At 40.8% G+C, this 26,008-nt stretch carries 22 protein-coding genes and 1 pseudogene; 5 read left to right on the forward strand and 18 right to left on the reverse strand.

The genetic code is table 11. The features are described from left to right. Nucleotides 1-3: 3 nt before the first annotated feature. Both MMO38_RS05125 and MMO38_RS05130 read right to left on the reverse strand, forming a co-directional pair. Nucleotides 4-1,704 (reverse strand): NAD-dependent malic enzyme, encoded by a 1,701-nt coding sequence (locus tag MMO38_RS05125; RefSeq protein WP_241322804.1) that lies wholly within the window; start codon nucleotides 1,702-1,704, stop codon nucleotides 4-6. A 379-nt stretch (nucleotides 1,705-2,083) separates the two neighbouring features. Beyond that, the gene (locus MMO38_RS05130; RefSeq protein WP_241322805.1) at nucleotides 2,084-3,136 is read right to left on the reverse strand and encodes a fatty acid desaturase; all 1,053 of its coding nucleotides are present in this window, start codon (nucleotides 3,134-3,136) and stop codon (nucleotides 2,084-2,086) included. 188 nt (nucleotides 3,137-3,324) lie between these two features. On the opposite strand from MMO38_RS05130, the gene MMO38_RS05135 reads away from it, so the two are divergent. Beyond that, nucleotides 3,325-4,344: an AraC family transcriptional regulator gene (locus MMO38_RS05135; RefSeq protein WP_241322806.1), complete on the forward strand. Its 1,020-nt coding sequence runs from the start codon at nucleotides 3,325-3,327 to the stop codon at nucleotides 4,342-4,344. 63 nt (nucleotides 4,345-4,407) lie between these two features. Here MMO38_RS05135 and MMO38_RS05140 read toward each other — a convergent pair whose 3' ends face one another. The 10 genes from MMO38_RS05140 to MMO38_RS05185 form a co-directional block, all read right to left on the reverse strand. Beyond that, a complete protein-coding gene (locus MMO38_RS05140) occupies nucleotides 4,408-5,781 on the reverse strand; it encodes an amidohydrolase (protein WP_241322807.1) in 1,374 nt (457 codons plus the stop codon). Between the two features lie 27 nt (nucleotides 5,782-5,808). Continuing rightward, a complete protein-coding gene (locus tag MMO38_RS05145; protein WP_241322808.1) occupies nucleotides 5,809-6,705 on the reverse strand; it encodes a bile acid:sodium symporter family protein in 897 nt (298 codons plus the stop codon). Nucleotides 6,706-6,748: 43 nt separating this feature from the next. Beyond that, nucleotides 6,749-8,131, reverse strand: coding sequence for an outer membrane protein transport protein (locus MMO38_RS05150; protein ID WP_241322809.1), 1,383 nt, complete (start codon nucleotides 8,129-8,131; stop codon nucleotides 6,749-6,751). Between the two features lie 242 nt (nucleotides 8,132-8,373). Continuing rightward, the gene (locus MMO38_RS05155) at nucleotides 8,374-9,858 is read right to left on the reverse strand and encodes an amino acid permease (protein ID WP_241322810.1); all 1,485 of its coding nucleotides are present in this window, start codon (nucleotides 9,856-9,858) and stop codon (nucleotides 8,374-8,376) included. 177 nt (nucleotides 9,859-10,035) lie between these two features. Next, the gene (gene astE, locus MMO38_RS05160) at nucleotides 10,036-11,010 is read right to left on the reverse strand and encodes a succinylglutamate desuccinylase (protein ID WP_241322811.1); all 975 of its coding nucleotides are present in this window, start codon (nucleotides 11,008-11,010) and stop codon (nucleotides 10,036-10,038) included. Nucleotides 11,011-11,101: 91 nt separating this feature from the next. Beyond that, complete coding sequence (gene astB, locus MMO38_RS05165) at nucleotides 11,102-12,442, reverse strand: N-succinylarginine dihydrolase (RefSeq protein WP_004670277.1); 1,341 nt, start codon at nucleotides 12,440-12,442, stop codon at nucleotides 11,102-11,104. Between the two features lie 33 nt (nucleotides 12,443-12,475). Further along, complete coding sequence (astD, locus tag MMO38_RS05170) at nucleotides 12,476-13,945, reverse strand: succinylglutamate-semialdehyde dehydrogenase (RefSeq protein WP_241322812.1); 1,470 nt, start codon at nucleotides 13,943-13,945, stop codon at nucleotides 12,476-12,478. Continuing rightward, nucleotides 13,942-14,988: an arginine N-succinyltransferase gene (gene astA / locus MMO38_RS05175; protein WP_241322813.1), complete on the reverse strand. Its 1,047-nt coding sequence runs from the start codon at nucleotides 14,986-14,988 to the stop codon at nucleotides 13,942-13,944. The genes astD and astA overlap by 4 nt, the downstream gene beginning before the upstream one ends. A gap of 21 nt (nucleotides 14,989-15,009) precedes the next feature. Beyond that, on the reverse strand, nucleotides 15,010-16,215 hold the full coding sequence (locus MMO38_RS05180) for an aspartate aminotransferase family protein (protein ID WP_241322814.1): 1,206 nt from the start codon (nucleotides 16,213-16,215) through the stop codon (nucleotides 15,010-15,012). A gap of 103 nt (nucleotides 16,216-16,318) precedes the next feature. Continuing rightward, nucleotides 16,319-17,593, reverse strand: a complete 1,275-nt coding sequence (locus tag MMO38_RS05185) for a Glu/Leu/Phe/Val dehydrogenase (RefSeq protein WP_241322815.1) — start codon at nucleotides 17,591-17,593, stop codon at nucleotides 16,319-16,321. A gap of 225 nt (nucleotides 17,594-17,818) precedes the next feature. On the opposite strand from MMO38_RS05185, the gene MMO38_RS05190 reads away from it, so the two are divergent. Then, on the forward strand, nucleotides 17,819-18,241 hold the full coding sequence (locus MMO38_RS05190; RefSeq protein ID WP_004670267.1) for an Lrp/AsnC family transcriptional regulator: 423 nt from the start codon (nucleotides 17,819-17,821) through the stop codon (nucleotides 18,239-18,241). On the opposite strand, the gene MMO38_RS05195 is transcribed toward MMO38_RS05190, so the two are convergent. The 5 genes and pseudogenes from MMO38_RS05195 to MMO38_RS05215 form a co-directional block, all read right to left on the reverse strand. After that, nucleotides 18,238-18,930, reverse strand: coding sequence for an oxidoreductase (locus tag MMO38_RS05195; protein WP_241322816.1), 693 nt, complete (start codon nucleotides 18,928-18,930; stop codon nucleotides 18,238-18,240). The two genes, MMO38_RS05190 and MMO38_RS05195, sit on opposite strands and share 4 nt — an antisense overlap. 1 nt (nucleotide 18,931) lies before the next feature. Further along, nucleotides 18,932-19,677, reverse strand: a pseudogene (locus tag MMO38_RS05200) (SDR family NAD(P)-dependent oxidoreductase). Further along, the gene (locus tag MMO38_RS05205) at nucleotides 19,674-20,357 is read right to left on the reverse strand and encodes a glutathione S-transferase family protein (RefSeq protein ID WP_241322817.1); all 684 of its coding nucleotides are present in this window, start codon (nucleotides 20,355-20,357) and stop codon (nucleotides 19,674-19,676) included. Before MMO38_RS05205 ends, MMO38_RS05200 begins: the two are co-directional and overlap by 4 nt. Nucleotides 20,358-20,477: 120 nt before the next feature. After that, nucleotides 20,478-20,915, reverse strand: a complete 438-nt coding sequence (locus tag MMO38_RS05210) for a PaaI family thioesterase (protein WP_004670259.1) — start codon at nucleotides 20,913-20,915, stop codon at nucleotides 20,478-20,480. Nucleotides 20,916-20,950: 35 nt separating this feature from the next. Further along, nucleotides 20,951-21,817, reverse strand: coding sequence for a metal-dependent hydrolase (locus MMO38_RS05215; RefSeq protein ID WP_241322818.1), 867 nt, complete (start codon nucleotides 21,815-21,817; stop codon nucleotides 20,951-20,953). Between the two features lie 167 nt (nucleotides 21,818-21,984). On the opposite strand from MMO38_RS05215, the gene MMO38_RS05220 reads away from it, so the two are divergent. Next, the gene (locus MMO38_RS05220) at nucleotides 21,985-22,455 is read left to right on the forward strand and encodes a winged helix-turn-helix transcriptional regulator (protein WP_241322819.1); all 471 of its coding nucleotides are present in this window, start codon (nucleotides 21,985-21,987) and stop codon (nucleotides 22,453-22,455) included. A 164-nt stretch (nucleotides 22,456-22,619) separates the two neighbouring features. Here the strand turns inward: MMO38_RS05220 and MMO38_RS05225 are convergent, their stop codons facing one another. Then, nucleotides 22,620-23,837: an alpha/beta fold hydrolase gene (locus MMO38_RS05225; protein WP_241322820.1), complete on the reverse strand. Its 1,218-nt coding sequence runs from the start codon at nucleotides 23,835-23,837 to the stop codon at nucleotides 22,620-22,622. A 102-nt stretch (nucleotides 23,838-23,939) separates the two neighbouring features. On the opposite strand from MMO38_RS05225, the gene MMO38_RS05230 reads away from it, so the two are divergent. Both MMO38_RS05230 and MMO38_RS05235 read left to right on the forward strand, forming a co-directional pair. Further along, the gene (locus tag MMO38_RS05230; protein WP_241322821.1) at nucleotides 23,940-24,788 is read left to right on the forward strand and encodes a LysR family transcriptional regulator; all 849 of its coding nucleotides are present in this window, start codon (nucleotides 23,940-23,942) and stop codon (nucleotides 24,786-24,788) included. A gap of 209 nt (nucleotides 24,789-24,997) precedes the next feature. After that, nucleotides 24,998-25,816, forward strand: a complete 819-nt coding sequence (locus tag MMO38_RS05235; RefSeq protein ID WP_241322822.1) for an isocitrate lyase/phosphoenolpyruvate mutase family protein — start codon at nucleotides 24,998-25,000, stop codon at nucleotides 25,814-25,816. The last annotated feature ends 192 nt before the right edge of the window (nucleotides 25,817-26,008 follow it).

A 26,008-nucleotide genomic window follows, 5' to 3' on the forward strand; every position in this document is an offset into this window, starting at 1 on the left:
GTCTTAGAAGGTTACCCGCGAATACTGACGATAGGCTGGTGTCCAGAAATTATCGTCAATTACGGTTTTAAGCAGATCGTTACTCATTGGCATCGCTAAGCCATCTGCCATTGCTGCTTTTGCCACCTTAAATGCGATAAACTTAGAAACCTGTTGAATATCATTGATATTTGGCAATAAGTCCGCTGTTGCATTTTTCAATCGTGGTGAACAATCGGCTAAAGCGGTGCTTGCCGCCATCAGCATTGAATCACTGATATGTGTCGCGCCACAAGCAATCACACCCAAGCCAATCCCCGGAAAAATATAAGAGTTATTACACTGCGCAATCGGATACGCTTTGCCTTGGAAAAATACAGGGGCAAAAGGACTGCCAGTCGCGACAATCGCCGCACCTTGTGTCCATTCGATAATATCTTTTGGCTGTGCTTCGACTTGAGAAGTTGGATTCGACAACGGTAAAACAATCGGATGTTTATAATATTTGGCTAAGCTTTTAATCACTTCTTCACTAAACAATCCCGCCTGCCCTGACACGCCAATCAAAATACTCGGTTTGGCGTTTTGCACCACATCTAACAAGGCAATGTTTTTACCCTGTCCTTCCCATGACTGAATCGCAGCAACTGGCGTTGCCAATTTTTGCTGAAAATCCAACAAGTTTTCTTGTTGGTCTGTCATTAAACCAAAGCGATCCACCATAAAGATACGTGAACGTGCCTCATGGTCACTCAAGCCTTCATCAATCATCTGTCTCACGATATGTTCAGCGATACCACAACCAGCCGAACCTGCACCAACAAAGGTAATGGTTTGATCTTTGAGTTGTTTGCCCTGCGCACGTGATGCCGCGATCAAAGTCGCAACAGTGACCGCTGCCGTGCCTTGGATATCATCATTAAAACAGCAAATTTTGTCACGGTATTGAGTCAGTAAAGGCATGGCATTATGTTGAGCAAAATCCTCAAACTGGATCAATACATCAGGCCAACGCTGGCGAATGGCGGTAATAATCTGCTCAACAAATTGATAGTATTGATCACCTGTTATCCGAGGCTGTTTCAAGCCCATATAGATCGGGTCATTGAGTAACTGTTGATTATTGGTCCCAACATCAATGGTAATTGGCAATGTATACGCAGGACTAATCCCACCACAAGCGGTATATAAAGAGAGTTTCCCAATTGGAATCCCCATGCCACCGATGCCTTGATCGCCTAGACCGAGGATGCGCTCGCCATCTGTAATCACGATCACTTTGACGTTTTTCTTATTGACGTTGTGAATGATTTGGTCGATATATTCACGCTCACCATAAGAAATAAAGATACCGCGATGACGACGATAAATGTCTGAGAAGCGCTGACAAGCCTCTCCCACCGTTGGGGTATAAATAATCGGCAGCATTTCATCTAAATGCTGACTCAATAAACTATAGAATAGGGTTTCATTGGTGTCTTGAATATTTCGCAAATAAATATGCTTATTCATGTCACTCCCAAAAGAAAGATATTGCTGATAAGAACGTTGGGTTTGTTCTTCAATATTTTCGATATTGTTGGGTATGAGACCATGAAGATTAAATCTTTCTCGTTCTTCTTCAGAAAAAGCAGATCCTTTATTTAACAAAGGTAATTCTAAAAGTGCGTTTCCAGCATAAGGGATATATAAAGGTTTTTTGGTTTTAATCTGGTTCACTGTCATACCGCGCTCTTCAACCTATCCATCAAATATAAAAATTTCTTCGCTCAAGTTCAGAAAAACTGAACTTTGGCATAGTCAATAATTTACACCAATAGCGACCTAAAACTGTATTTATCTGGTTATATGTAAAGCCATATGATATTTAGAATCTAAATGGTTGCTTAGCGAAGATCGTTTGTATCGCTTGATAAAATTGTTATCTACGGAATATAGCATCGTGCTTTGATCGAAAAAGAATACAAAAGCAAACGCGGCAGGCAAAATATGGTACTGAAGTCATCATTAGCCTTGTTGAAAGCTTGAATTGACCCGAATAAATAGATACAGATTAAAAGAGAAACTCAGGTCTCTTTTAATCTGTTTTCAATACGAAGCTGCTTTAACTTTGCTCAGAAAGGACCTTCGTTTCCCAACGATTGGCACGTTTGAACGTGCCTAGATCATTAAATCTCACGCCCATATCACGCATGACTTTGTGCGCAACAGGAGCCGTCATTTGTCGAAGATAAAATGGTTCTTTAACCACAAAGTGATGAATCGCATGAGTAGAACCAAAATTAAAACAAAATAACTGGAATGGCATCATCCACCATGGCTTGAGGACTTGAGTTTGCTGAATCACATTGCCCAACTCGACATCACCGTAGTAGTGCATATTACTGGTCACAAAATGTAGGCAAAAAGTACGCAAAACATTCGGTGCAATCCAAACAACCGTTAAGATATTCACTACCTGCATCACTTGCAACGTGGTAGCCGACCATATAATTGAAGTATCTGCCAACATTGCGAGCAAGTTAACCGCATGGTAGCCCAAAAATACATACCAAAGAGACCAGTGAATGATACCTAATGGGAAATAGGCTTTGAAACTACGCTTCAAAATCATTTTGCGTACCGTCCAGTTATTCGCAGAAATGACTCGGAATAACACGGCTAGCCCATTATCACCTGTCGCAAAGAAACGGCGGATCCCCCAGACATCGCCATTACCTAAAGCTCTTTCTTCAATATCATGTTCGGTACCAGACATTTTATGATGATTAAAATGCAACTCTCGGCGCGCCCACGGGTTAATCGTGCTTGGACGAGCCAACCACACCAACCCCATCATCAAATGATGTGCCCATGGTTTTTTACGGAAATACATCCAGTGAATCAAATCATGTTCTAATTCATGAGTTAAAGAAGCAAAAAAAGCAATCAATGGAATGGTCCACCAGACAGAGAGTTGGTGTACGATATAAAAGTAAGCCGTCACGCCCATACCCGCTAAAGCAAAAGCCAAAATCAGGGCACCTATAGTATTTTGATGCTTCAAAATAGAATATTTTTTTCTTAACGCAACACCTTCTGCGTTTACTACTTTTTTAATATATTCCGTCTTTTCTGCATCTGTCCAACCAGATGAGTCTTGGTAAGTGTAACTCATAAACTTTTCCTTGGTTCTTCCAATACCCCTACTGTATTTGTATCGCTTTGAATATACTTAACTCAAAATGCCAAACTATTGGCTGTTGACGCCAACTTATTGTTATTCACAAAAATAAGCAGAAAATCTTGGAGTAAAACCTTTTATACTTGTCATCGGAATCTGATTTATACGTTATAGGATATAACATGTCACAGACAGCAACAGCACTGACCAGTTGGGTGAAAGCAATTCAAAAAGCCCTTGAAAAAGCAGGCTGTGATAGTCAAGAGTTATTGAAGCAAGCAGGCTTAGATATTCAAGTTTTGAATGATCCCAATGCCAGATATTCATTAGAGCAAACTGCACATTTATGGCGTTTATCTGTTGAAGCCACGCAGGACTCCTGTTTTGGACTTAAAGTTGCCAGTCAGGTCAATCACCATACCTTTCATGTTCTTGGAAACTCATTGAATACCAGTGTGACACTTAAAGAAATGTTTGGACGAATCATTCGTTATTTTCGTTTGGTGACCAATATTCCAGAGCTTGAATTTTTTAGCAAAGGCAGCAACCACTATTTCTTAATCCATGTACCTGAACAAGTCCAACCAGAAGCAATCGACGCTTTTATTTCTGTATTTATTCGGGCTTCACGGGCGTTACAAGGCTCTGATTTCTCGCCATTACGCATCGAACTGCGTCGTTCCGAACCCGCAGACCTCGAGACTTATCAAAGTATTCTAAAAACACCTATCATTTTTAATGCAGCAAAAGACTTGATCGTATTTGAAACAGCTAGCATCGAACAGCCTTTAGATGGTGCAAACCCTGAGCTGACACAAGAATATGATGAAATTATCATGCGTTATCTCGCCCGTTTTGATAAAGAAAATATCCTTGCTCGAGTGAAGTTAAAACTCATTGAGCGTTTATCTACTGGGGAAATACACCAACAAGAAATTGCCAAAAGTCTAGGTTTAAGCATACGCAGTCTGCAACGCAAACTGTCTGAGGAGAAAACCACATTTAGTGAGTTATTGGATAGCACGCGACAAGAGTTGGCGATGTCATATATTAAAAATATCGCTTATAGCATTACTGAAATTGCTTATATTCTCGGGTTTACGGATGTGAGTAGTTTTTCTCGTGCTTTTCGACGTTGGACCAATTTATCCCCAGTAAAATATCGTGATAACAATATTTCCAGTCAATCGTCCATTCACTAAAAATAAAATAGATAAAAAACCCAGATACATCTCATCCAATGTATCTGGATTTATATGAAGCAACTATTGCTTATTTAATAATTCCAGCATTGAAACAGTAATCACTTTCACCCCTACAGGCAGTGCTTTTAAGTCCACCACATAGTCTGAACTATGCGGTACATAAGGCATAGGCTTACCCTGTTTAATTGCATTGGCGAATACAACTGGATCTGCTACACCGACGAACATGAAATTAAATGGAACGTCGCTGTGCTCACCTAATAAATGATGCACATCTTCCGATCCCATAAATGCGGGGTATTCTGTTAATACTTTTTTCTCGCCCAGCAATGCCTTCAAGGGTGCATTTAAGCGTGTTGAAAACGCTTTATGGTTGACTACGGGCGTGGTTGAACCTTTCATTGTAATCTGAGGAAGTTGCTCTTTTGGCATGCCTTGCGTTTGAGCCACACCATCACTCACGGCATGGATATGGTTCACCATCGTGTCGCGGACTTTTGCATCAAACCAGCGCAGATTCATCTTTACCAACGCAGAGGACGGTACCACATTATTGGCACTACCAGCTTGAACTGAACCCACAGATAAGGTTGCAGGTTTCTGTGCATCAATAAAATTACCTGTAATACCTTGATATTGCGTGATGGCATTGGCGGCCATATTAATTGGGTTTTTCGTCAAATGAGGAGTAGAACCATGTCCCGGCACTCCTTTAAATAAAACATCAATTTGGTCTGTCCCTGCCATTCTTGGACCCGGCGCATTGATGACAACCCCTACTGGCGCAGGCACAGTATGAACAGCAAAGAAATAGTCTGGTTTAGGCAGGTTATATTTGCTCCATAACCCCTCTGTGACCATTGCTTTAGCCCCAGTGACTTCCTCTTCAGCAGGTTGCGCAACCAAGATAATCGTACCGCGCCACTCTTTTTTCAGCGCCACCAAGGTACGTGCCATACCTAACATCCATGTGACATGGGCATCATGACCACACATATGTGCCACAGGCGTTTCTGTTCCATCCTTCAATTTGACGCGAACTTTACTGGCATATGGCAAACCTGTCGCTTCCTCTACCGTATTGGCATCCATATCAGCACGATACATGATAGTTGGACCCTCTCCATTTTTGAGAACCCCCACTACACCCGTCTGTGCAATACCTGTTTTAACATCAAAGCCCAGTGATTTAAGCTCTTTGGCCACAATGGCTGCTGTACGCGTTTCCATAAAAGCCAATTCAGGATGTTGATGAATATCTTTATAGACTTTACTGAGCCAATCTGTTTGTCCATCAATCATTGAAATAGCTTTGACAGAAACAGCAGGTAAACTGTGTGGTACATTCTCTGTACTTTGGGCGTTCACCACGCCGCTTAAGGCAAGTGCGGAAAACCCAACCAATTGACATAAATGTTTGGCTATACGCTTCATGAAATTATTCCTTTATTAGATATACCGTTAAGCTCGATTCACAACGTTGTTGACGCTTTGTCGCAACTCTCTCTTTTCTAATTTATTTAACAACATGCCAAATAAAGCGGCCATGATATACATGAATATTGAGTAGATTGCGGCAGGCATCGCAGCCATTGAACTTGCCATCACAGTAAGTGCAATTGTTAATGCGAGTGTCCCGTTGTGAATACCGATTTCAAAGGCACAAGCCTTGGCTTGAAAGCGGTTAATACCAAACAAACGTGGTACAAAATAGCCCACTGCTAAACTACAAATACAGAAAACAAAGGTTGCACCACCGACTTGACCGATATAAGTCATCAGCTTTTGATAATCTTTAGCGATCGCCAAGGTGACAATAAACAGTAAAAATACGATTGCAAAAATACGCACGGGTTTATGCAGTTTCTCTGAGAGGTTTGGCGCAAGATGACGGATAAACATCCCAATAATGACAGGCACCAAGATCAATGCAAACACTTGAACAATCTTGGAAAATTGTAAACCCACCTCTTGGGAACTGGTCATAAAATGTTGCAATGAAAAGTTTACAATCAACGGCAATGTAAAGGCAGCAATGATTGAATTTACCGCAGTCAACGTCACATTGAGTGCCACATCGCCTTTAAATAAATAGCTATACAAGTTTGCTGTAGGTCCACCCGGTGATGCAGCAAGCAACATGAGCCCCACAGAAATCATCGGTGGTAAAACAAAGATTTTACAAATCATAAATGCGATACCCACCAAAACAATCAATTGGCAGAATAAAGCAATAAATACAGCCTTCGGGTGCTGACGAACGCGTTTAAAATCATTCGGTGTAAGTTCTAAGCCAAGACCAACCATCACAATGGCAAGTGCCATCGGCAAAAATACGGTAATTAATACTGAATCCATGAGCGAAATTCCATTCATTAAAATAATAGTTAAGGCATTTTATTTAAAATTTATAGCCAATCTTGAGGCCATACCCAATCGAATGATTGTCCTTAAATTCTGAAACATAGTAATCACTGCCCGCCTGTGCACCGAGCTGACCTTTGGCATCTCCTAACCAAAAATACTTCATACCACCAGAAATAAAATACTGTGGGGTTGGGCTGTATTGCGCACCTAGCCCGATGTTGTAATATCCCTTAGACGGCCCACCTGTTGAGACTTTCTCTCCAGCCCCAGAGTCCCAGCCCACGGAAGCTGAACCAAACAATTTCGGAGACAAGCGCTGTCCAATGCCAAGGCTTCCAGACCATTGATCTTCAAAATAATGCACTAGACCAAAACCTTCAGGGCTACTTGGGGTTGCCAACACACCAATCGCTTTAGAAATCTCTCCAAAACGATAAGGTTGGTACTTAAAACCACGCCAATGTACCCAACGGACATTACCAAATAACAAAGTTCCCGGGCGTAAGCCTGTTTGGAAATCAAAATTGACTGAATCTGGGGATCTAAACTTGGTTGTGCCTGAGCTTTTGGTTTCAGGCAAATCATCAAAAGCTTCATTCAATTGTGCTTTTTTCTCTTGCGTCATCATTCCCATGGATATCAAATGATCTAAATGTTGATCAACAAAGTCCCGTCCTTGGGATGTACTTAACATATCAATGATGGGCGCATTCTCAGTTGCATTGACTTTATGAACAATCGCAGAACGATAGGTTAAAGAAGTTTTGATGGCTTTTTCTGGAATTTGATAGGCAAAACCAGCAAGCCAGCCCCAATCGCCAATGATATCTGTATGCGCGTCATAACCGTTATAGAGGCTATATACATCGCCCCTTAACTCAACACGACTTTTAAAGGTTTGGTAGGTCGGACCTGCATAAAAATTCCAGTTTTTATTTGGTTGATAACCAAAGATAAGACTTAAATTTTGCATATTAAATCTGGCATTAGAGTTACCCATTGGAATCTTGCCATCCGTTGCTTCAGCAAATTTGGTGGTGGTCATCCCCGGTATCACGCTATCATTCGCTGATGCAACAAAGCTATTTTTGCCTGAATATTCAGTATCAGAACCAAAGGGTTGGTCATAGAGCAGGCCAAAAGAAAATTCTGGCGAAAGCTGTAATTTTAATGCGGTAGATGGACGATAATCTGTATGTGCAATATCAGACATCGCGTCACGAGTTTTATTTAATCCAGCTTCCTGACCTTGCAGTGATGTATCCGATACTGTAAAGCCAGCTTCATAATAATTGCCTGCTTGAAGAAATGGGGCAATCGATTGTCCTGTCCGATCAAAAGCTGCGGCATGTAGTGAACTGGTACACAGTAAAGCGATGGCGGTCGCCAGTGCTTTTTTATTCATCATATGATTCATTGATCCATCCTGGATTTTTCTTTTCATCTGTTACTTTATTTATATTTATATCTAAGCGCTTAACTCCAAACGCCAAATAGTTGTCTGCTGATGCCAATCTCCTTTTAATTCAATCCAATATATCGCAGAGATAAAAATGGAGGCAAAGGAGCAACTCGAGAAATAACAAAAGTACATATAGAACAGGCTTAAAAAAGCCAACCATGCACAGATTGCGTTGGTTGGCTTAGAGTAAATTTGAATTATTGATTCTTATAAAAAAGATAGTAGCTCGCATAACACGCGATAATAAATAAGATACAGCAGACAAAACCCACTTGCATCGAAGGATCAGTCACCATACTGATACACGTGATCGTACAAAATACCCCACCTAAAATTGGTGTCAATGGAAACAATGGTGCAGCAAACTTAAGATCTTTCACTGTTTTACCTGATTTGATCCATTGGCGACGGAAATTAAACTGACTAATACAAATCGTAATCCACACCACCACCATGGTAAATGCGGCGACACCTAACAGATTTTTGAAAATGGTTTCAGGTGCAAAATGTTCTGATAACAATCCCGGAATTGCGCCAAACATGGTCACTACAATTGCAATAATCGGTGTACCTGAAGCAGTCAAGGTAGAGAATACTTTAGGCAACTGTTTTTTGATTGAAAGCGACCACATCATTCGAGAGGCTGCAAACAACCCTGAGTTAGCCGCTGAAAGTAATGCAGTAATGATCACAAAACGGATAATATCTTCAGCGTATGGAATACCAATATAATTAAACACCGTGACAAATGGACTGTTACTGATGCCACTTGCGTTAAGCCCTGCCATTTCATAAGGAAGTAAAGCACAAATCACCACAATGGTACCGACAAAGAAAATCAGTAAGCGCCAAATGGCGGCATTAATGGCTTTAGGTACCGTTTTTGCTGGATTCTCTGCTTCACCCGCCGCAACCCCGATCAGCTCTGTGCCTGAGAAGGCAAAGTTCACAATCAACATGGTAGCAAAAATCGGGAAGATTCCTTGCGGAAACCAACCGTGCTCAGTGAGCTTGCTAAATAATGGCGCTGATTCATGTCCTTGATAAGGAATAAATCCAAAAATCGCCACAACACCTATAGCAATAAAACAGATAATCGCAATAACTTTTACCAACGACAACCAGAACTCTGACTCAGCAAAAAGCCGTGTGGAACTAATATTCAGTGTAAAAACTAAGCCCGCAAATAAAAGTGTCCATGTCCACATCGAAACCGAAGGAAACCACTCCTGCATCAATAATGCAGCCGCAGTAAACTCTGTGCCGAGTGTCGCGGTCCATGTCAACCAATACAACCATGTCACCATGTAACCTGTACCGGGCCCAATATAGGTTCTCGCGTATTCACCAAAAGAACCTGAAACAGGCATATGTACTGCTAACTCACCGAGGCACAGCATCACCATGTATGCAATCATCCCACCAAGTAAGTAAGCTAAAATTGCACCTACTGGACCTGCCTGAGAAATGACATCTCCCGAACCTAAAAATAACCCTGTTCCAATCGCACCACCCAATGAAAGCATGACGATATGACGCTTGGTCATGGCACGTTTTAAGGGCTGACCGACCACGACTTCTGATGAAGAAATATTTGATGGGTTGGATGAGTCTTGCTCGGGCACATACTGCCCACCCAAGACATCTCCCGATAGAAATGTCTTTTCATTATTGTTACTCATACACGATCACTCCAACGATATTCTTATGACAACCTGTCCTTGCTGTTTCAATTTCTTACACTGCTATATCCAACGGATATGTTCTTTGCTGCATTTTGTTTTCACTGATCGTGCATATTCAAACTCCATGTATGCTTATTCCTTAACAACATCTAAGCGATGTCTAAGCGTTCAATCCTATTCAATTTCTTTTAAAATTAGCCCTGCTCTCAATCCAATTTTCACATTTGGATTTGGAAATAAAATCCACACCTGTTGGTCATCAACCATCGTATTTCCAGCGTGTTGAGTTGCAATCAATTCGCCTTTCTCAAAACGAGAAAAATTTGGCGCATCTACATCCAACTTGAGTTGGAAGTCTTCACTTTGCTTTAAAATCGAATCCACCACTTTAAATTGGCGGATGCTTGGCTTCTGCCGCACAGGCAATGCCTGACCTGACAGCACTGCACGTAATACTTGATCAATAGCAGCAAATTCTGATAACTCATTTTGACCGAAGGGTTTTGCCTTGCCTAACTCCAAAGTGCTACTGGCTGCCTGAAAAGTTTCAGCGGTGAAGTGAGTAAAGGTTTTACCTGCCGCATTGTGATAGACCAAGGCATCAAGGTCAGCAGCATTGAGACTTTGAATCAAGAAATCATCGTAAGCTTGAACTTGATAGGGAAATAAAGCAAAAACTGGCAATAAAGAGGTACGAATTGCAGTATGTAAATCATAATGATAACGCGCAGCATCAGGCTGACTTTGAACAAAGAACTGCGCTGTCATCTGCTCTAGTTGTGCTGCTCGATGCGTTTCTTGATCTTGTTTGAGATGCTGATATGCCCCACAAAACATCCGATTCATATCATTTTCAAGATAACGAACACCCTGCCGAATCGCTTCAGGATTGCCCAATACAAACAGTACCCGAGCCTCTAAAGTGAGGCGTTGGGTAAATAGGTCTTTGATGATGTTTGCGAGCAACTCGACCGGTGCAGTTTCATTGCCATGAATCCCAGCAGACAACACCATAGTCTTGCTATAGCTTGATTTTGGTGTGCATTGCAAAAGCCCTTCAGCAAGCCACTGCCATGTAAAGCCTGCTGTCTCACCCTGAGTTTGCTCAGGTGTTCGCTGTTCTAAGGTCAGTGTCAATAAATCAAGCATGTACTTTCATTTCCTTATCTAAATCTCCCCTAACCCCTCTTTGTAAAGAGGGGAAAACTCAAAGGAAAGCTTTTTATTCCTATACTTCTCTTTATCTTTGAAAGTGATAAACCGAACCTAATGCTAATATTTTGGTCAATTCATCTAGCGCAGTACGGCTCTCGATCAATAAACTTGGGTCTGCCAAGTCATCCTGAGTCAACTCATCACGATAATGCTGATCAACCCACTGATTCAGGGTTTTAAACAAAGCATCATTCATAAATAAGTTCGGATTCACGGCAGCAAGCTCAGCTTCATTGACTGCAACACGTAACCGTAAACATGCAGGTCCACCGCCATTGCGCATACTTTCACGCAAATCAAAAACTTTAAGATCATCAATCGGCGTACCCATCTGAATCATGTCATTCAAATAGCTCCACACTGCTTTGTTCTGACGCGACTCCTCTGGTACAACGATACTCATTCCACCATCTGCACGCGTCAAAATTTGACTATTGAACAAGTAAGTCGCGACAGCATCCTCAACCGTGACACGATTTTCGGGTACTTCAATCGAAATGAATTCTTGCTCAATCCCTGCCATTTTTTGACGAATTGCATTCAATGCTTCGGCTTGATTTAAAAAAGCCTGTTCATGATGAAATAGCACCTGTTGATTACTTACGGCAATGACATCGTTATGAAACACGCCTTTATCAATCACTTCTGGGTTCTGCTGAATGAATACCGTGCGTTTTGCATCTAGACGATGTAAACGCGCGATTGCTTCACTGGCTTCACGAGTTTGACGAGCAGGGAATTTTTGTGGTGCAACCACACCGCCGAATTGTTGCTGCCCATACACAAAAACTTGCACACCCTTTTGGTCATACCCACCACCCAAACGATTATGGTTGGCCGCACCCTCATCGCCAAACAAAGCAGCTTCTGGCAATGCTTCATGATGCGTGAAATATACATCATTATTGAACATCGCTTGAAGGATACGTGTGGTCGTATGATGCTCAATTGATCGATGGAACTTATTATTTAAATTAGCGGCGGTAAAATGTACACGTCCATCAGCACTATCCGCAGATGGAGAAACCGTACACGCATTTGCGGTCCACATCGACGATGCAGAACTTAAGGATGACAATAACGCAGGTGCGGTGCGCATCGCCTGTGTAATCACCTCAATATCGCTACCAGTAAAACCGAGACGGCGTAAGGTGGGTACATGTGGACGTTCTTGTGGTGCAAATACCCCCTGCTTAAGCCCTAAATCAGCTAGAGCTTTCATTTTCATCAAGCCTTGCTTGGCAGCTAATTTAGGATTTGAGGCATTATTACGGTTTTTGGTCGATGCGACATTACCAAAGGATAAGCCTGCATAGTGGTGAGTTGGCCCAACTAAACCATCAAAATTGATTTCATAACCTGACATTTTTTTCTCCATATCGTCACGGCACGATTTAACTTAGAGCACAATGCCCGGTGATAATTTTGAAGGAAGTGTGACGCTGTCACTTTCCATTGATGCCATTGGCCACGCGCTATAATCAGCGGCATAAAAAGCACTGGCACGATGGTTTCCAGATGCACCAACACCACCAAAAGGTGCTGCACTCGATGCACCTGTTAATGGTTTATTCCAGTTCACGATACCTGCACGCGCTTCAATCAATACACGCTCAAATAACTGACGTTGTGGTGAGACCAAACCTACAGCCAAACCAAAACGAGTGTTATTGGCAATGTTTAAAGCCTCATCAAAATCGTGATAACGATAGATGGTGGTGAGCGGACCAAAGTATTCATCATCAGGAATGTCAGCGACATCGCTGACCTCTAAAATACCTGCTGTCAGTAATGAGTTATCGGCTTGTGGACGTGTCATTTCCAAGAGTGGTTTTGCACCTAGAGCCATCAATTTGCTTTGCGCTGCTAACATTTGTTCAGCGGCATGAGCAGAAATCACACCACCCATGAACGGTTGCGGTTCAGCATTCCATGCACCCACCACCAAGTTTTTCGCCACTTCGACAAAACGCTGAATAAAGGCATCACCATTGGCACCTTGCTTGACAATGATACGTCTAGCACAAGTACAGCGTTGACCCGCGGAGACAAATGCAGACTGAATCGCTAAATTCACCACTGCATCAATATCACTTGCTTCATCAATAATGAGGGCATTATTGCCACCCATTTCCAAAGCAAGGATTTTCTCAGGTGTACCCGCCATTTGTTTATGTAGGTGATAGCCAGTGTTGGCACTGCCTGTAAACAGCAAACCGTCAATTTGCTCAGCAGCAGCTAAGGCTTCGCCAGTGTGACGTCCGCCTTGTACAACATTAAGTACACCTTTTGGTAGACCCGCCTGTTGCCATAATTTTGCAGTTTCTTCTGCTGTCCAAGGTGTAAGTTCGCTTGGTTTAAACACCACTGTATTCCCAGCAATCAATGCAGGAACGATATGACCATTCGGCAAGTGTCCAGGGAAGTTATATGGACCAAATACTGCCAACACCCCATGTGGACGATGGCGCAATGAAGCAACGCCATCAGGCATTTCTGTTTCGCTAAAACCAGTCCGTTGATGATAGGCGCGAATTGAAATCGCCACTTTGCCAATCATCGCTTGAACTTCGGTCAAGGTTTCCCAAAGTGGTTTACTGGTTTCTTGGCTAATCACTTCTGCCAATTGATTTTTATTTTGCTCAAGTAAAGCTGCAAAACGTTCAACAACAGCAATACGTTGTTCTAAGGCCAAACGTGCCCATGCTGGAAATGCTTTTCGTGCGGCATCACATGCTTGCTCAACATCCGCAGCGCTGGCTTCATGCCCAGCCCAAATTTTTTGATTGGTAACAGGATCTGTTTTGCTCAAAGTGCTACCGTGTCCCTGTACCCAAGCGCCATCAATGAGTAATGCACCTTGTGTCATTTTTGATTCTCCATATTTTCTAATGCTAAAACGCGCACTTGATCTTGTTGTTGCACATTGAGTGCCTGCGCCTGTTCTGCGCTCATCAACAAAATATCGTCATCAGATACATGGTTGTTGATGAGCAACACGCAATAATCTTGGTATTGGTCATTTGCGACCAAAAAGTGAATATCTGCCGTCTCTATCTGTTCGGCAATTTTGACCGTCAATACACGGCTATGTTTGACGGCACGTAGATCAGCAATATTGGCTTCTAGCGTTGGACCTGCATCGAAAATATCGACATAACCTTGATATTTAAGCCCTTCCGACATGAGTACTTTTGCGGCTGGCAGTGTATGTGGATGGACTTCGGCAATCACTGTTCGTGCCTCTTGGGGAAGTAAATCAACATAGACAGGGAATCTTGGCATCAATTCAGCAATGAAAACCTTTTGCCCAATACCGCTTAAATAATCCGCAGTAGCAAAATCCATATTAAAAAAGTGATAGCCCAATGCATTCCAAAATGGTGAATAACCGTTTTGATCTGAGAAACCACGCATTTCAGCAATCAATCTTTCTTCAAAATACGACCGAAATGCCGCAATAAATAAGAAACGAACCTTAGATAAAAATTTTCCGTTTTGATTTTTACGATAATCAGGATCAAGGAACAGAGTGCAAAGCTCACTGCAACCGGTATGATCATTACTTAAAAATAAAGTCTCTAAAGTTTTATACACATTTAAAGTTTTAGAGGCATGTACCTGTTTAGCAACACGAAAATTATAGAAAGGTTCATTTAACCCCACCGCAACCTCAATCGCGCTGACACCCACAATTTTTTTCAGGCTGCTATCTTCAAGCACAAACAAATAACTCGCATCGCCCTTTTGAGATATGCCCTCTAAAGTATGCGTGGTACGGGTAATCCGCTCAGCCAAAATTTCTTTATTTTGTGGCAAGGAAGTCAAGCCAATGCCTGACTCCCCAGCTCGTTGCGCCAAACGATAAATATCATCTAAGTCCCGATGCGCTGCATGTCTAACAATCATCATGGTTAGATGCTCACTAAAGATTTAGAGGCGTGCTAAAGCACGAGCAAAACGATTTAGACCTTCATCAATATCTTCTTTTGGAATAATCAGTGAAGGGGTAAAACGTACCACGTCAGCACCTGCAACCAAGGCTAAAAGGCCTTCCTCACCCGCTAAAGTGACGATATTTTTGGCTTTGCCGGCATATTCATCTTTGAGTACACAACCAATCAGTAAGCCCTGCCCACGAATTTCTTTAAATAGATTAAATTCAGCATTGATTTTATTTAAAGCATCGACAAAGTACTGATGACGCTGTTTAACTCCGTCTAAAACCTCAGGTGTATTGATAAATCCAAATACCGCTGCGGCCACCGCAGAGGCCAATGGATTGCCACCATAAGTTGTGCCGTGATCACCCACCGCAAACATGTTGGCGTATTTATTCGTGGTGATCATGGCACCTATAGGGAAACCACCACCGAGTGCTTTTGCTGTGGTCAAAATATCTGGTGTAACACCTGTATTCATATAAGCGTAGAGCGAACCTGTACGCCCCACACCTGTTTGTACTTCATCAAAAATCAGCACTGCGCCTTTTTCATCACACAGCGCACGTAAACCTTTTAAGAACTCAAGATCAGCAGGAACAACCCCACCCTCACCTTGGATCGGTTCAACAATTACCGCGCAAGTATCTTCAGTGATGACCGCTTTTGCAGCCTCTAAATCATTGAACGCGGTATGTTCAATACCTTCAGGCAGTGGCGCAAAATCTTGAGAGTATTTCGGTTGACCACCAGCAGTCACGGTAAATAAAGTACGACCATGAAAGGCATTTTTAAATGCAACGATATGATTCTTTTTTGGGTTGCCGCTTAATAGACCGACTTTACGCGCCAGTTTTAACGCAGCTTCATTGGCTTCTGCACCAGAGTTACAGAAAAATACTTTGTCGGCAAAAGTACTATCGACCAATTGCTTTGCAAGACCCAATACAGGCTCATTGGTATAACCATTACCAATATGCCAAAGCTTTTGTGCTTGTTCTGTCAGCGCATTGACCGCAACTGGATGGGCATGACCTAGCGCATTGACTGCAATTCCGCCTGCAAAATCAATATATTCTTTTTCATTTTGATCCCACAGACGAGAGCCTTCACCACGCACTAAAATGAAATTTGCTGGCGCAAAAACGGGAACCATCCAATCATTAAAATTGCTACGTGTAATCGCGACATTGCTCATTTTATTTACTCACTTCCTGTTTGATCGTCGGGCTGTTTAAATATTTAACAGCCCAGTTTTAAACTGATGTACAAGGGTCTATGAATGTCAACAGACCCTAAACTTAACCGGGGAAAATACCGCGTTCTTTACGCGCTTTTAAAATACGTTCGCACGCCAAGATATACGCAGCAGTACGCAGGCTACATGCTTTATGCTGGGCAATTTCCCAAACATCTGCCGTCGCTTGAATCATTAATTTGTCGAGACGTTCATTGATCTCATCTTCTGTCCAGAAGTAACTCGCCATATCTTGAACCCATTCAAAATAACTGACGGTCACACCACCAGCGTTACAAATTACATCTGGGACAACAACGATATTTCGATCAATAAAGACATCATCTGCCTCTGGATAAGTTGGACCATTTGCACCTTCAAGTACGATTTTGGCCTTTAACTTTTGTGCACGTTCAACGGTAATCTGACCTTCTAATGCCGCAGGAATCAGAATATCCATATCGACATCCCAGAACGCTTCATCTGCAATCACTGTGGCATCGGCATAACCCATCACGCCACCCTGTTCTGTAACATGGTTTTGCAATGCTTTTACGTTTAAACCTTCAGCATTAAAAATGGTGCCGGTATGGTCTTGTACACAAACCACTTTTGCACCTGCATGACTAAACAAATATGCGGCTTCATTACCTACATTACCAAAACCCTGAACCGCAACTTTACTGCCTTCGACAACCAGATTGATTTTTTTGGCGACTTCTAAGCCAGTAACGAATACTCCACGACCTGTTGCACGAACACGTCCTAACGAACCACCTAAATGTACAGGTTTACCTGTTACTACGCCGGTTACAGTATGACCTTTGATACTTGAGTAGGTATCCATCATCCACCCCATAATATCGGCATTTGTACCCACATCTGGTGCAGGAATATCAATTTGAGGACCGATAATTGGGCTGATTTCGCTGGTAAAACGACGGGTTAAACGCTCTAATTCACGTGGTGAAAGTTCTTTAGGATTGACACGGATACCACCTTTGGCGCCACCAAATGGCAGATTGAGTACGGCAGTTTTAATGGTCATCCAAGCAGATAATGCCATGACTTCATTCAATTCAACATCATGATGATAGCGGATACCGCCTTTACCCGGACCACGCGACAAGTTGTGCTGTACGCGGTATCCTTCAAAATGACGGATACTTCCATCATCCATCACAATCGGAACATCCACGATTAAAGTACGTTTTGGGCGTTTCAGCGTATTCACAAAATTACTGAGGTCTGAATCTAAATATGGTGTCACTCGATCAATTTGAGTGAGATAAGTTTGCCAAGCACCGCTATTTTGATCCGTATATGATAAAGACATCATCTGTTCCTTAATTAATCAATTATCCCTGTTATTACAGATTCCCTTTTTATTCAGGGTCTCCTTTTCACCCCATCCTCCCTGATCCACATTCAGCTTCATAAAATTGAGTGAAATGTTTGGGGCTTCGTATAATCATTATTATTAAGAATCAAAATGATTCATAAAATTTGTTTTTATGACTAAAATGAATTATTTTTTAGCAATCTGCTCATAGTAAATATCAAAATGAACAATATTGATCATATTCTCTTAGGATTACTGAAAGACAATGCACGGATGTCGATTACAGATTTGGCTGCCAAGACACGCGTATCGAGGGCAACTGTACAGAAGCGTATTGAATACATGGAATCGACTGGTGTCATTACAGGATATACGGTGCGTTTCCGTCCAAATGCAGAAAAAAATATCATTCGCGCATGGATGAGTATCATGGTTGAGGGAACCAAAGCGCAGGCCGTCATTCGTGAGTTACGCTTAGAATCTGCGGTGGAGCGCCTGCATACCACCAATGGGAAATGGGATATTTTGGTGGAATTACAATCAGATAGTTTAGAGAATTTTGATAAAGCTTTGGAAAGGATTCGAAATATTTCAGGGATCTATAATAGTGAAACCAGTATTTTGTTATCGACTTATAAAATTTAAAGTCCTCTTATACTCACTTCCTGACTCCAAGTGGAGTTAGGTTGTTTGTGAATATGCCAGCATAGTTGATGAATAGATTTCATTAATGGCTGATTCTGGCTATGCCATGTTTCCAACTCACAATAGGCAATATGAATCCCTTTAGGATGAAACTCTCTTGATAATGACTGTGATAATGCCCGAATACTCGCAAACATACTTTGAGCGAGAAGATCAGCATTTGATATTATTTTATTTTGCATACCAAGGAAAATGAATGTGCCTTTTCTCTGTGCAAGCATATGCTTAATCATTATTTGTGAAATACTGACCGCACTTAGCCCTGTGTTTTTCCACTGTAACTCAACCTGTTGAATAGAAAGCATATCTTCTTCATTCAATACTTTAAAACCGGGTTGAAATATACAGAGTTCAATGTGATGTGCTTGCTGTCGAATGTGCTGCATCAAGTTTTTTAATGCAACAGGATTGACTAAATTTACATAGATCGTCGTAAGTTCTGGATTCTGGCATTCTATGTGTATTGAAGGGTATTTAGCATCATTCAAAACTTGATAAACATGCAACTTTTTTTGCTTACGCTGTTCCACACAAACATGGCTAAGATGATGTATTTCATCACCAACCACAACGATACAGCCCTGTGCTTCTAAGTCTTGGCGAAAGAAGTAATTAAAGATCCTTTTCATCTTAAAACCGCTCCCGAAAAGGACGTAAATCTAATTCATGTGTCCACAAATCATTGCTTTGTTGATATAGCATTAAATAATTGTCTGCAATTGCCTCAATATTTAAACCACCTGTACCGTACCGCGCGTCAATCTCGCTAAACGTCCAAGACCAAACAATGCATGATTGACCCGATCTCCATCGACCATGCCATCAACCACAACATGCGCAATATGTATATTTTTCGGCTTATACAAACTTGCTAAATTGAGCGCATAAGTACGTAGCGCCGATTTGCCCATAGTAAATGCTGCGAAAAAAGGTTTGCCACGTATGGATGCACTCGCACCTGTGAAAATCAAGGTTCCTTTTTGTTGCTGCTCAAAAATCTTGAGGCACGATTGTGAAACCAAATAAGCAGATAGAAAGGTAGACCGCCACATGTTTGAAAAGAATGAAAGCTTGGTTTTTAAAAACAGGGATGGAATATTGCCACCGACATTATGTGCAACCACTTCAAGCTGTTCATTCTGAGAAATAATCTTCTTAAATAAAGACTGAATCTGTTCAGGATCTTCTGCATCTAGTTTATAAGCAACAGCATTTCCACCGTGCTGAGTAATGGTTTGAGTCACTGCTTGCAACTTACTGAGGGTTCGACCAACCACATAAACTTTTAAACCGACTTGAGCAAAACGCCGTGATATAGCTGCACCGATGCCTTGCTCTGCCCCCACTCCAATGACGACAGCGACTCGCATACTCATATCAATGCGATCCAAGCCGCGATGTTTGGATAACTGTTAATTTTCGGTCCCCAAATTTTACTGGTGCGTATAATTTCTAAAAGCTGTGAACCCACTGCAATATCTGCAACTGTTTTACGATCACCAACCAACCAACCTGTAGCACCTAGCACCAGTTCAATACGTTCTAGATGACGAATAAACTCAGCTTCGATATCTGACTTTGACATACGACCTGTGCCCTGCATTTTGAGCTGGAAATTCAAAGCCGATCTCAATAAAGGTTTCATCAAAAATGCTTCATGCTTAGGACGACCTTCAGCACTAATTGCAACAGCGTGGTTTAAAGCATCAGCATCACTGACACGAAAATGAACCTCATAGAAATACAATAATTCGTCTGCCCAGTCTTCCCATAGCTCTACATATGCTTTTTGTAATGGATCAGTTGGATAAAGTCTTGGGGAATCTGGGTATGCTTCATCGAGATAACGGGCGATTCGCGTACTATCCTGAAGACGTTGATCATTAATATCTAATACAGGTACTTTACCGACTTTGCTGAGCATGGGAACATTTGCACCCAAAACACCATTGTAGTTTATAGTTTCAAATGGAACTTCTTTGAACCTCAACATTCTGGCTACTTTCTGGCAGAAAGGTGAAATTTCCCATTGATGTAACACCGCTGATTTTTTCATTCTTTTCCCTATAAAATTATTATGTTGCTTGTACAGAGTGAGATTTGTAGGAGGCACAAATAAAAGTAATATGCTCCCAATGAAGCATATCACTTAGAGGCTATACACCTTACACCTCAACTAAGCACGAATAATCATATTGGTGGCAGTGGCATGGGCATACAATTTGCCTTCTTCATCACGAAGATAACCTTCTGAAATCACCAAATTCTTTCCGACATTGATGACCTTACCTTCAGCAATCAACTTTTTATTAAATGGCATAGGACGGCACATTTTGATCGCTAAATCGGTTGTTCCATACCCCTCGCCTGCGGCAAGTACAGTATGTGTTGCACAACCTGTCACTGAGTCCAAAACTGTCGCAGCAAAACCGCCATGCACACCGCCTAGTGGATTGGTATGACGTTCATCTGCAACCGCAATAAATACGATACGACCATATTCAACCTCTCCGACACCTTCCATCCCCATTGTTTTCGCAATACCTGGAGCTGGTACTAAGCCTTGCTGAAATGCTTGCATAAGTTCTAAACCAGTCATATTTGATGGATTCATACCTGTTACCTATCTGATGAAAAATTAAAATATTTTTAATGAATAAAGGTTGATTGTTCAGGAGACAAACCAATTTTTATTTTGGTTTGCGCCACGATTTCAGATTCATCCGTATCATTTGGATGAAAGTTAAAACGATAATAAGAGAAAAATTGTGGTACAAACGTTCGATATGCTTGTATCGTAAACCCAGCAAATTTTGCCCAAGATTTTAGATTCAGCATTTGTTTATCTCTAGACATCAACATCACTTGATAAACATTTGACATAAGCGTGATCAAAGCAATACTAAACGTAAAAATCGCAACTCTAGGAATATACGCAGATAGTCCTTGACCATACAAATATTGATACATATCGTAGGCAACGGCTTTATGTTCTGTCTCCTCAACACTATGCCATAACCAAAGGTTACGAATGGTTTCATCTGTCATTAATTCATTGACGTTTTTCATCATTTCCACCACCAGTACTGCGGTGTAATGTTCTAGTCCGACTGTGACTAATAAATTCCATTTTTTGGGGAAGGTTTTTTCAATCGCTTTGAGAATAGTTCCCGTGATTTTTTCTAATGACTCAGGGTCTAAACCATATTGTTGAGCACTAAGGTGAAATGCGTGGTGCTCTTTGGAATGCATGGCTTCTTGACCGATAAAGGCACCAATATCACGGTCTAATTGCTCATTCTCTTTTACCTGTCCGCGCAAAGCACGAACTGATCGTACAAAGTAGGATTCGCCCTCAGGAAATAACGTGGATAAGCCAGTGAAATAATGAGTAAAAGTAGGTTCATTATTACACCAGTACTTTGGCATATCCTCAAACTCATAATCCATACGGCGTACTGGGAATGATGCAGGTGTTTTTTGCTTTGTTTTTTCTTTCAACACGGATACAGACATGACTCACCTCAAAAAGTTTATCTCAAAACAATAAGTTCCAAAAAAGAACTTATACAATCAAAATAACGATGCTAAGATATATTGTCAATAAAGCTGATGTCTTAATGGCTCAAGTTGTCCTAAAATGACAGTCTTGTTCCTGTAAAGATAAATAGATGGGGTATTCAATGAAATGGCATGAACTCGGTGAAATGAACTGCCCAATTGCAAGGACGTTGTCTATCTTTGGGGATCGTTGGACCTTACTTATTATTCGTAATGCCTTTATGAAAACTCGACGTTTTGATGACTTTCAAAAGCAGTTGGGTATCACTCGTCACTTATTAACTGAACGAATTAATCGTTTGGTAGACAACAATATTTTTGAGAAAGTGCTCTATCATGAAGCACCAAAACGGTATGAATATAGGCTGACAGAAAAAGGACTGGCACTTTACCCCATCCTTGTCACCATGAGTGGTTGGGGAAATCTTTGGCAAAATGAAAATAAAGAATTCCCAGAACTTCGCTATCTACATAAAAGCTGTGGCAATGTCACCAAGCCCACACTTACATGTGATTGCTGCGGTGAAGAACTTGATGCAAGACAAATGTCCCCTGTCTATGTTTCAGAAGAAATAAAGAAGATTAATATATAAGCACTACAATAAAATCATAAAAATTGCGTTTAAAAGATAAAAATGACCTGCTGAAGAAGCAGGTCAAAAGAATTACTTTTACCTTGAGTGTGCAATAGAATCATCAAGATGATACTTATCTAAAATTCTTTTAAAACCCAACTATTGAATGCAAGATGAGTAGTCTAATCAACTAGATTACGAATAATATTCAATACCTCATCAGGGGCTTCGATTGGAATCGAATGCGAAACATTAAATATTTTCTTATGGACGGAATCTGGAATAAGATCAGCAATCTCTTGTCCAAGTTCGGGGGGGGTTGCTTTATCCTGCTCACCAGATAATATAACCGTTTTTGCTCTAATTTTTTGAATAATATCTCTTATATCAGTTCGATTTATAACTGCCGATTTTAATGAATTAGCTAAGTTTTCAGGTTGATGTTTCATCATTTTTACCAACTCTTCTTCAGCTATTTCAGGATTATTTTCCAACCATTCAGGCGTGAATTTCATGGCTTGAACTTCTTTAAAAACTTGTAATCTATTTGCATTTGTAGACAAAAGTAGCTCACTCCTCTCAGCCCATAGAGGCATTCGATCCTCATATTCTTTCTGAGCTGATGTATTAACTAAAACAAGCCGATCAATCATTTCTGGATACTTCGCTGCTATACGCATCGCAATCATTCCGCCTTGACTATGACCGACCAAAGTTACTTTTTCAATCTGGTATTCTTTCATCCAAATCACGATGTCTTCTGCTATACCATCAAGATCAAGAAAATCACGCCACCCACTATTTGCATGTCCAGGCATATCAAAGGTAATGCAACGATAATCCGAAATTTGCTTCACGATACGATCCCAAAACGTCCTATCTAGAAATAGACCATGTAAAAATATAATGGATGGACCATTACCGACATCATCCCAGCTATATGTAGTCCCATTGATATCTACTTTTCTACTAGAAGATTGACTCCTATGTGTTTGAGAAAGTAATAATGAATCTTCAAAAATCTGATAACGAATGATTTTTTGATCCGCTATGGTAAATTTAATAATGTAATCGCTATCAACAATGGTTTCTGTCTTTAGAACTATATGTCTAAACCTACCCGTAACAAAAACATCCTGTTCTATATTCACCACTCTCTCAATAGAGAAATTAAGTGGCTTGAAAGCCCTAGGGAAATTCAGTAACCATTTCTTGATTGCACTATGCCCTTTTATAATACCAACAGTTTTTACGACTGAGTCACCATCGATATGCCAGATTGCATCTTCATGAATACAATCAAGTGCTTCTTGTATATTATTCTCACTAAATGCTGTGAGATAGCGTCGTACGATATTGATCTCGTAGGTATGATTTTCTAAAGTTAGCAGAGTGTTCATTAAAAAAGAGTCACAATTGATATGATTGACACATATTAGGTCTTTATTATCTATCCATATATGAAGCAAACTAGATAACTATTTTCCACAAATGGAAAGACTATGAACTGGGATGACATTCGTTACTTTAATGCAGTATTTCAATGCCAAAATATTAGCCGTGCGGCAAAACTACTTAGCGTAAGTCCTCAAACAGTGGCGCGAAAAATAACATCTCTGGAATCGAAGTTAAAATCTGTTTTATTTATTCGACATCCTCGTGGCTATAACCCAACAGCGGATGCCATGGTTCTTGCTATAGAAGTTGAAAAAGCAGAACAAGTACTAACTGCTTTACAAAATAATTTTGTAAGTAAGTCTAATAAATTTAGTGGAATTGTACGGATTGCCACACCAGAATTAATTGCTACTGAAATTTTACTACCCGCCTTCAAGCCTTTTTTAAATGAATACCCTGATCTTAAAATTGAACTCGTCACAGGAATAAATACGATTGGAATTGCAAAAGGTGAAGCTGATATTGCCCTTCGTTTAATTCAGCCAGAACAAGGTGATCTCACAATCAAACAAGTTGGAACAATGTCCAGTGCAGTGTATTCTCTGACGGAAAGTAAAACTGATCTTAAGAACTCAAAACTAATCGGCTGGGATTCACATATTGATTTACCATCTTCCCGCTGGTTAAAAAGAATTACAGGCAGAGAGCCTGATCTAAAATTAAATAGCCTCGCTACGCAAAAAGCAGCTATTCAAGCAGGGTTAGGTATAGGGATTCTTCCATGTTTCATTGCAAAAGATTTGAATCGCATCAAACAGCCCTATCTTTTAGAAGAACCTTTATGGCTAGTAACGCACGCTTCTGCTAAAACCTCACCACGAATTAGACTTGTATACGATGAAATCTCAGAAATAATGCAGCGGAATCAATTGAACCTTCATCAAAAATTTTAGAATGTTTAATTTATATCTGTCAAATTGGATGCTTAAAAAATCACTGGGCTGATCTTTCCTTAATGGTTCGGTAATTCACCTAGCTTGCATCAATTTTCTAAACGAGCATGATCATCCATAAATCAAACCAACTTCATCTCACCAACGATGCATCAAGATAATATAGACGTTGGTTTTATCTTGTTCTTATTCCTAAGGAGCTACCTATAATGGAATATAGTATTTCTGAAAAAAGAAAAATATTTCGTAATCTGCATCTCACAGGTTGTTTTGTTTTACCCAACCCATGGGATGCTGGTAGCGCAAAAATTCTAGAACAATTAGGCTTCAAGGCATTAGCAACAACAAGTTCAGGCTATGCATGGTCTTGTGGTAAGCCTGATGGACTATTATCAAGAGATGAAGTTCTTGCTCATCTCCGCTATATGGTTCAATCATCAAATCTACCTATTAATGCAGATTTTGAAAATGGATTCTCAGATACGATAGAGGGAGTTAATGAAAATGTCAGAATGGCAATTGAAACAGGTGTTGCAGGTATTTCGATTGAAGACTCAACAGGGAATCCTGAAAAACCATTACGAGACATTGAAGATGCAGTAGAAAGAATACGTGCGGCTCGTATAGCAATTAATGAAAATGGTGGTGATACTTTCTTAATTGGTCGTGCTGAAAACTTCTTTGTTGGTGTCCACGATTTGGAGGATACTATTGTCAGACTTAAAGCGTATTCAGAAGCTGGAGCAGATTGTCTTTACGCGCCTGGTTTAAAAACACGCGAACAAATTCTTGCAGTTGTTCAAGCGGTTGCACCCAAACCTGTCAATGTATTAATGACTTCGGATAGCGAATTAAATCTTCAGGAACTCGCAGATTTAGGTGTAAGGCGAATCAGTGTAGGCGGAGCATTGGCACGTACTGCATGGGATGGCTTTATTAAAGCTGCAACTTCAATAATTGAACAGGGTGCTTTTAATTGTTTTAGTGACGTTATATCTGGACAGGAACTTAATGAGAAATTTAGATAGGAAATTTTTTATATCCTGAATCACTATGAAATCATATCAAGGTGCTTGAATGACTTTTCTATGTTTTAAAAACCGTGTTTCTTATTAATTATTAAGTCAATAATGGGAAACGAGCCCCCTATTGGGTTAAGTAAGAAAATATGACGATAAAAAAGCCACTTATGATAAGTGGCTTTTTTATATAGAGAATTT

This window comes from Acinetobacter sp. NIPH 1852 (assembly GCF_022549455.1).
Lineage (GTDB): Bacteria > Pseudomonadota > Gammaproteobacteria > Pseudomonadales > Moraxellaceae > Acinetobacter.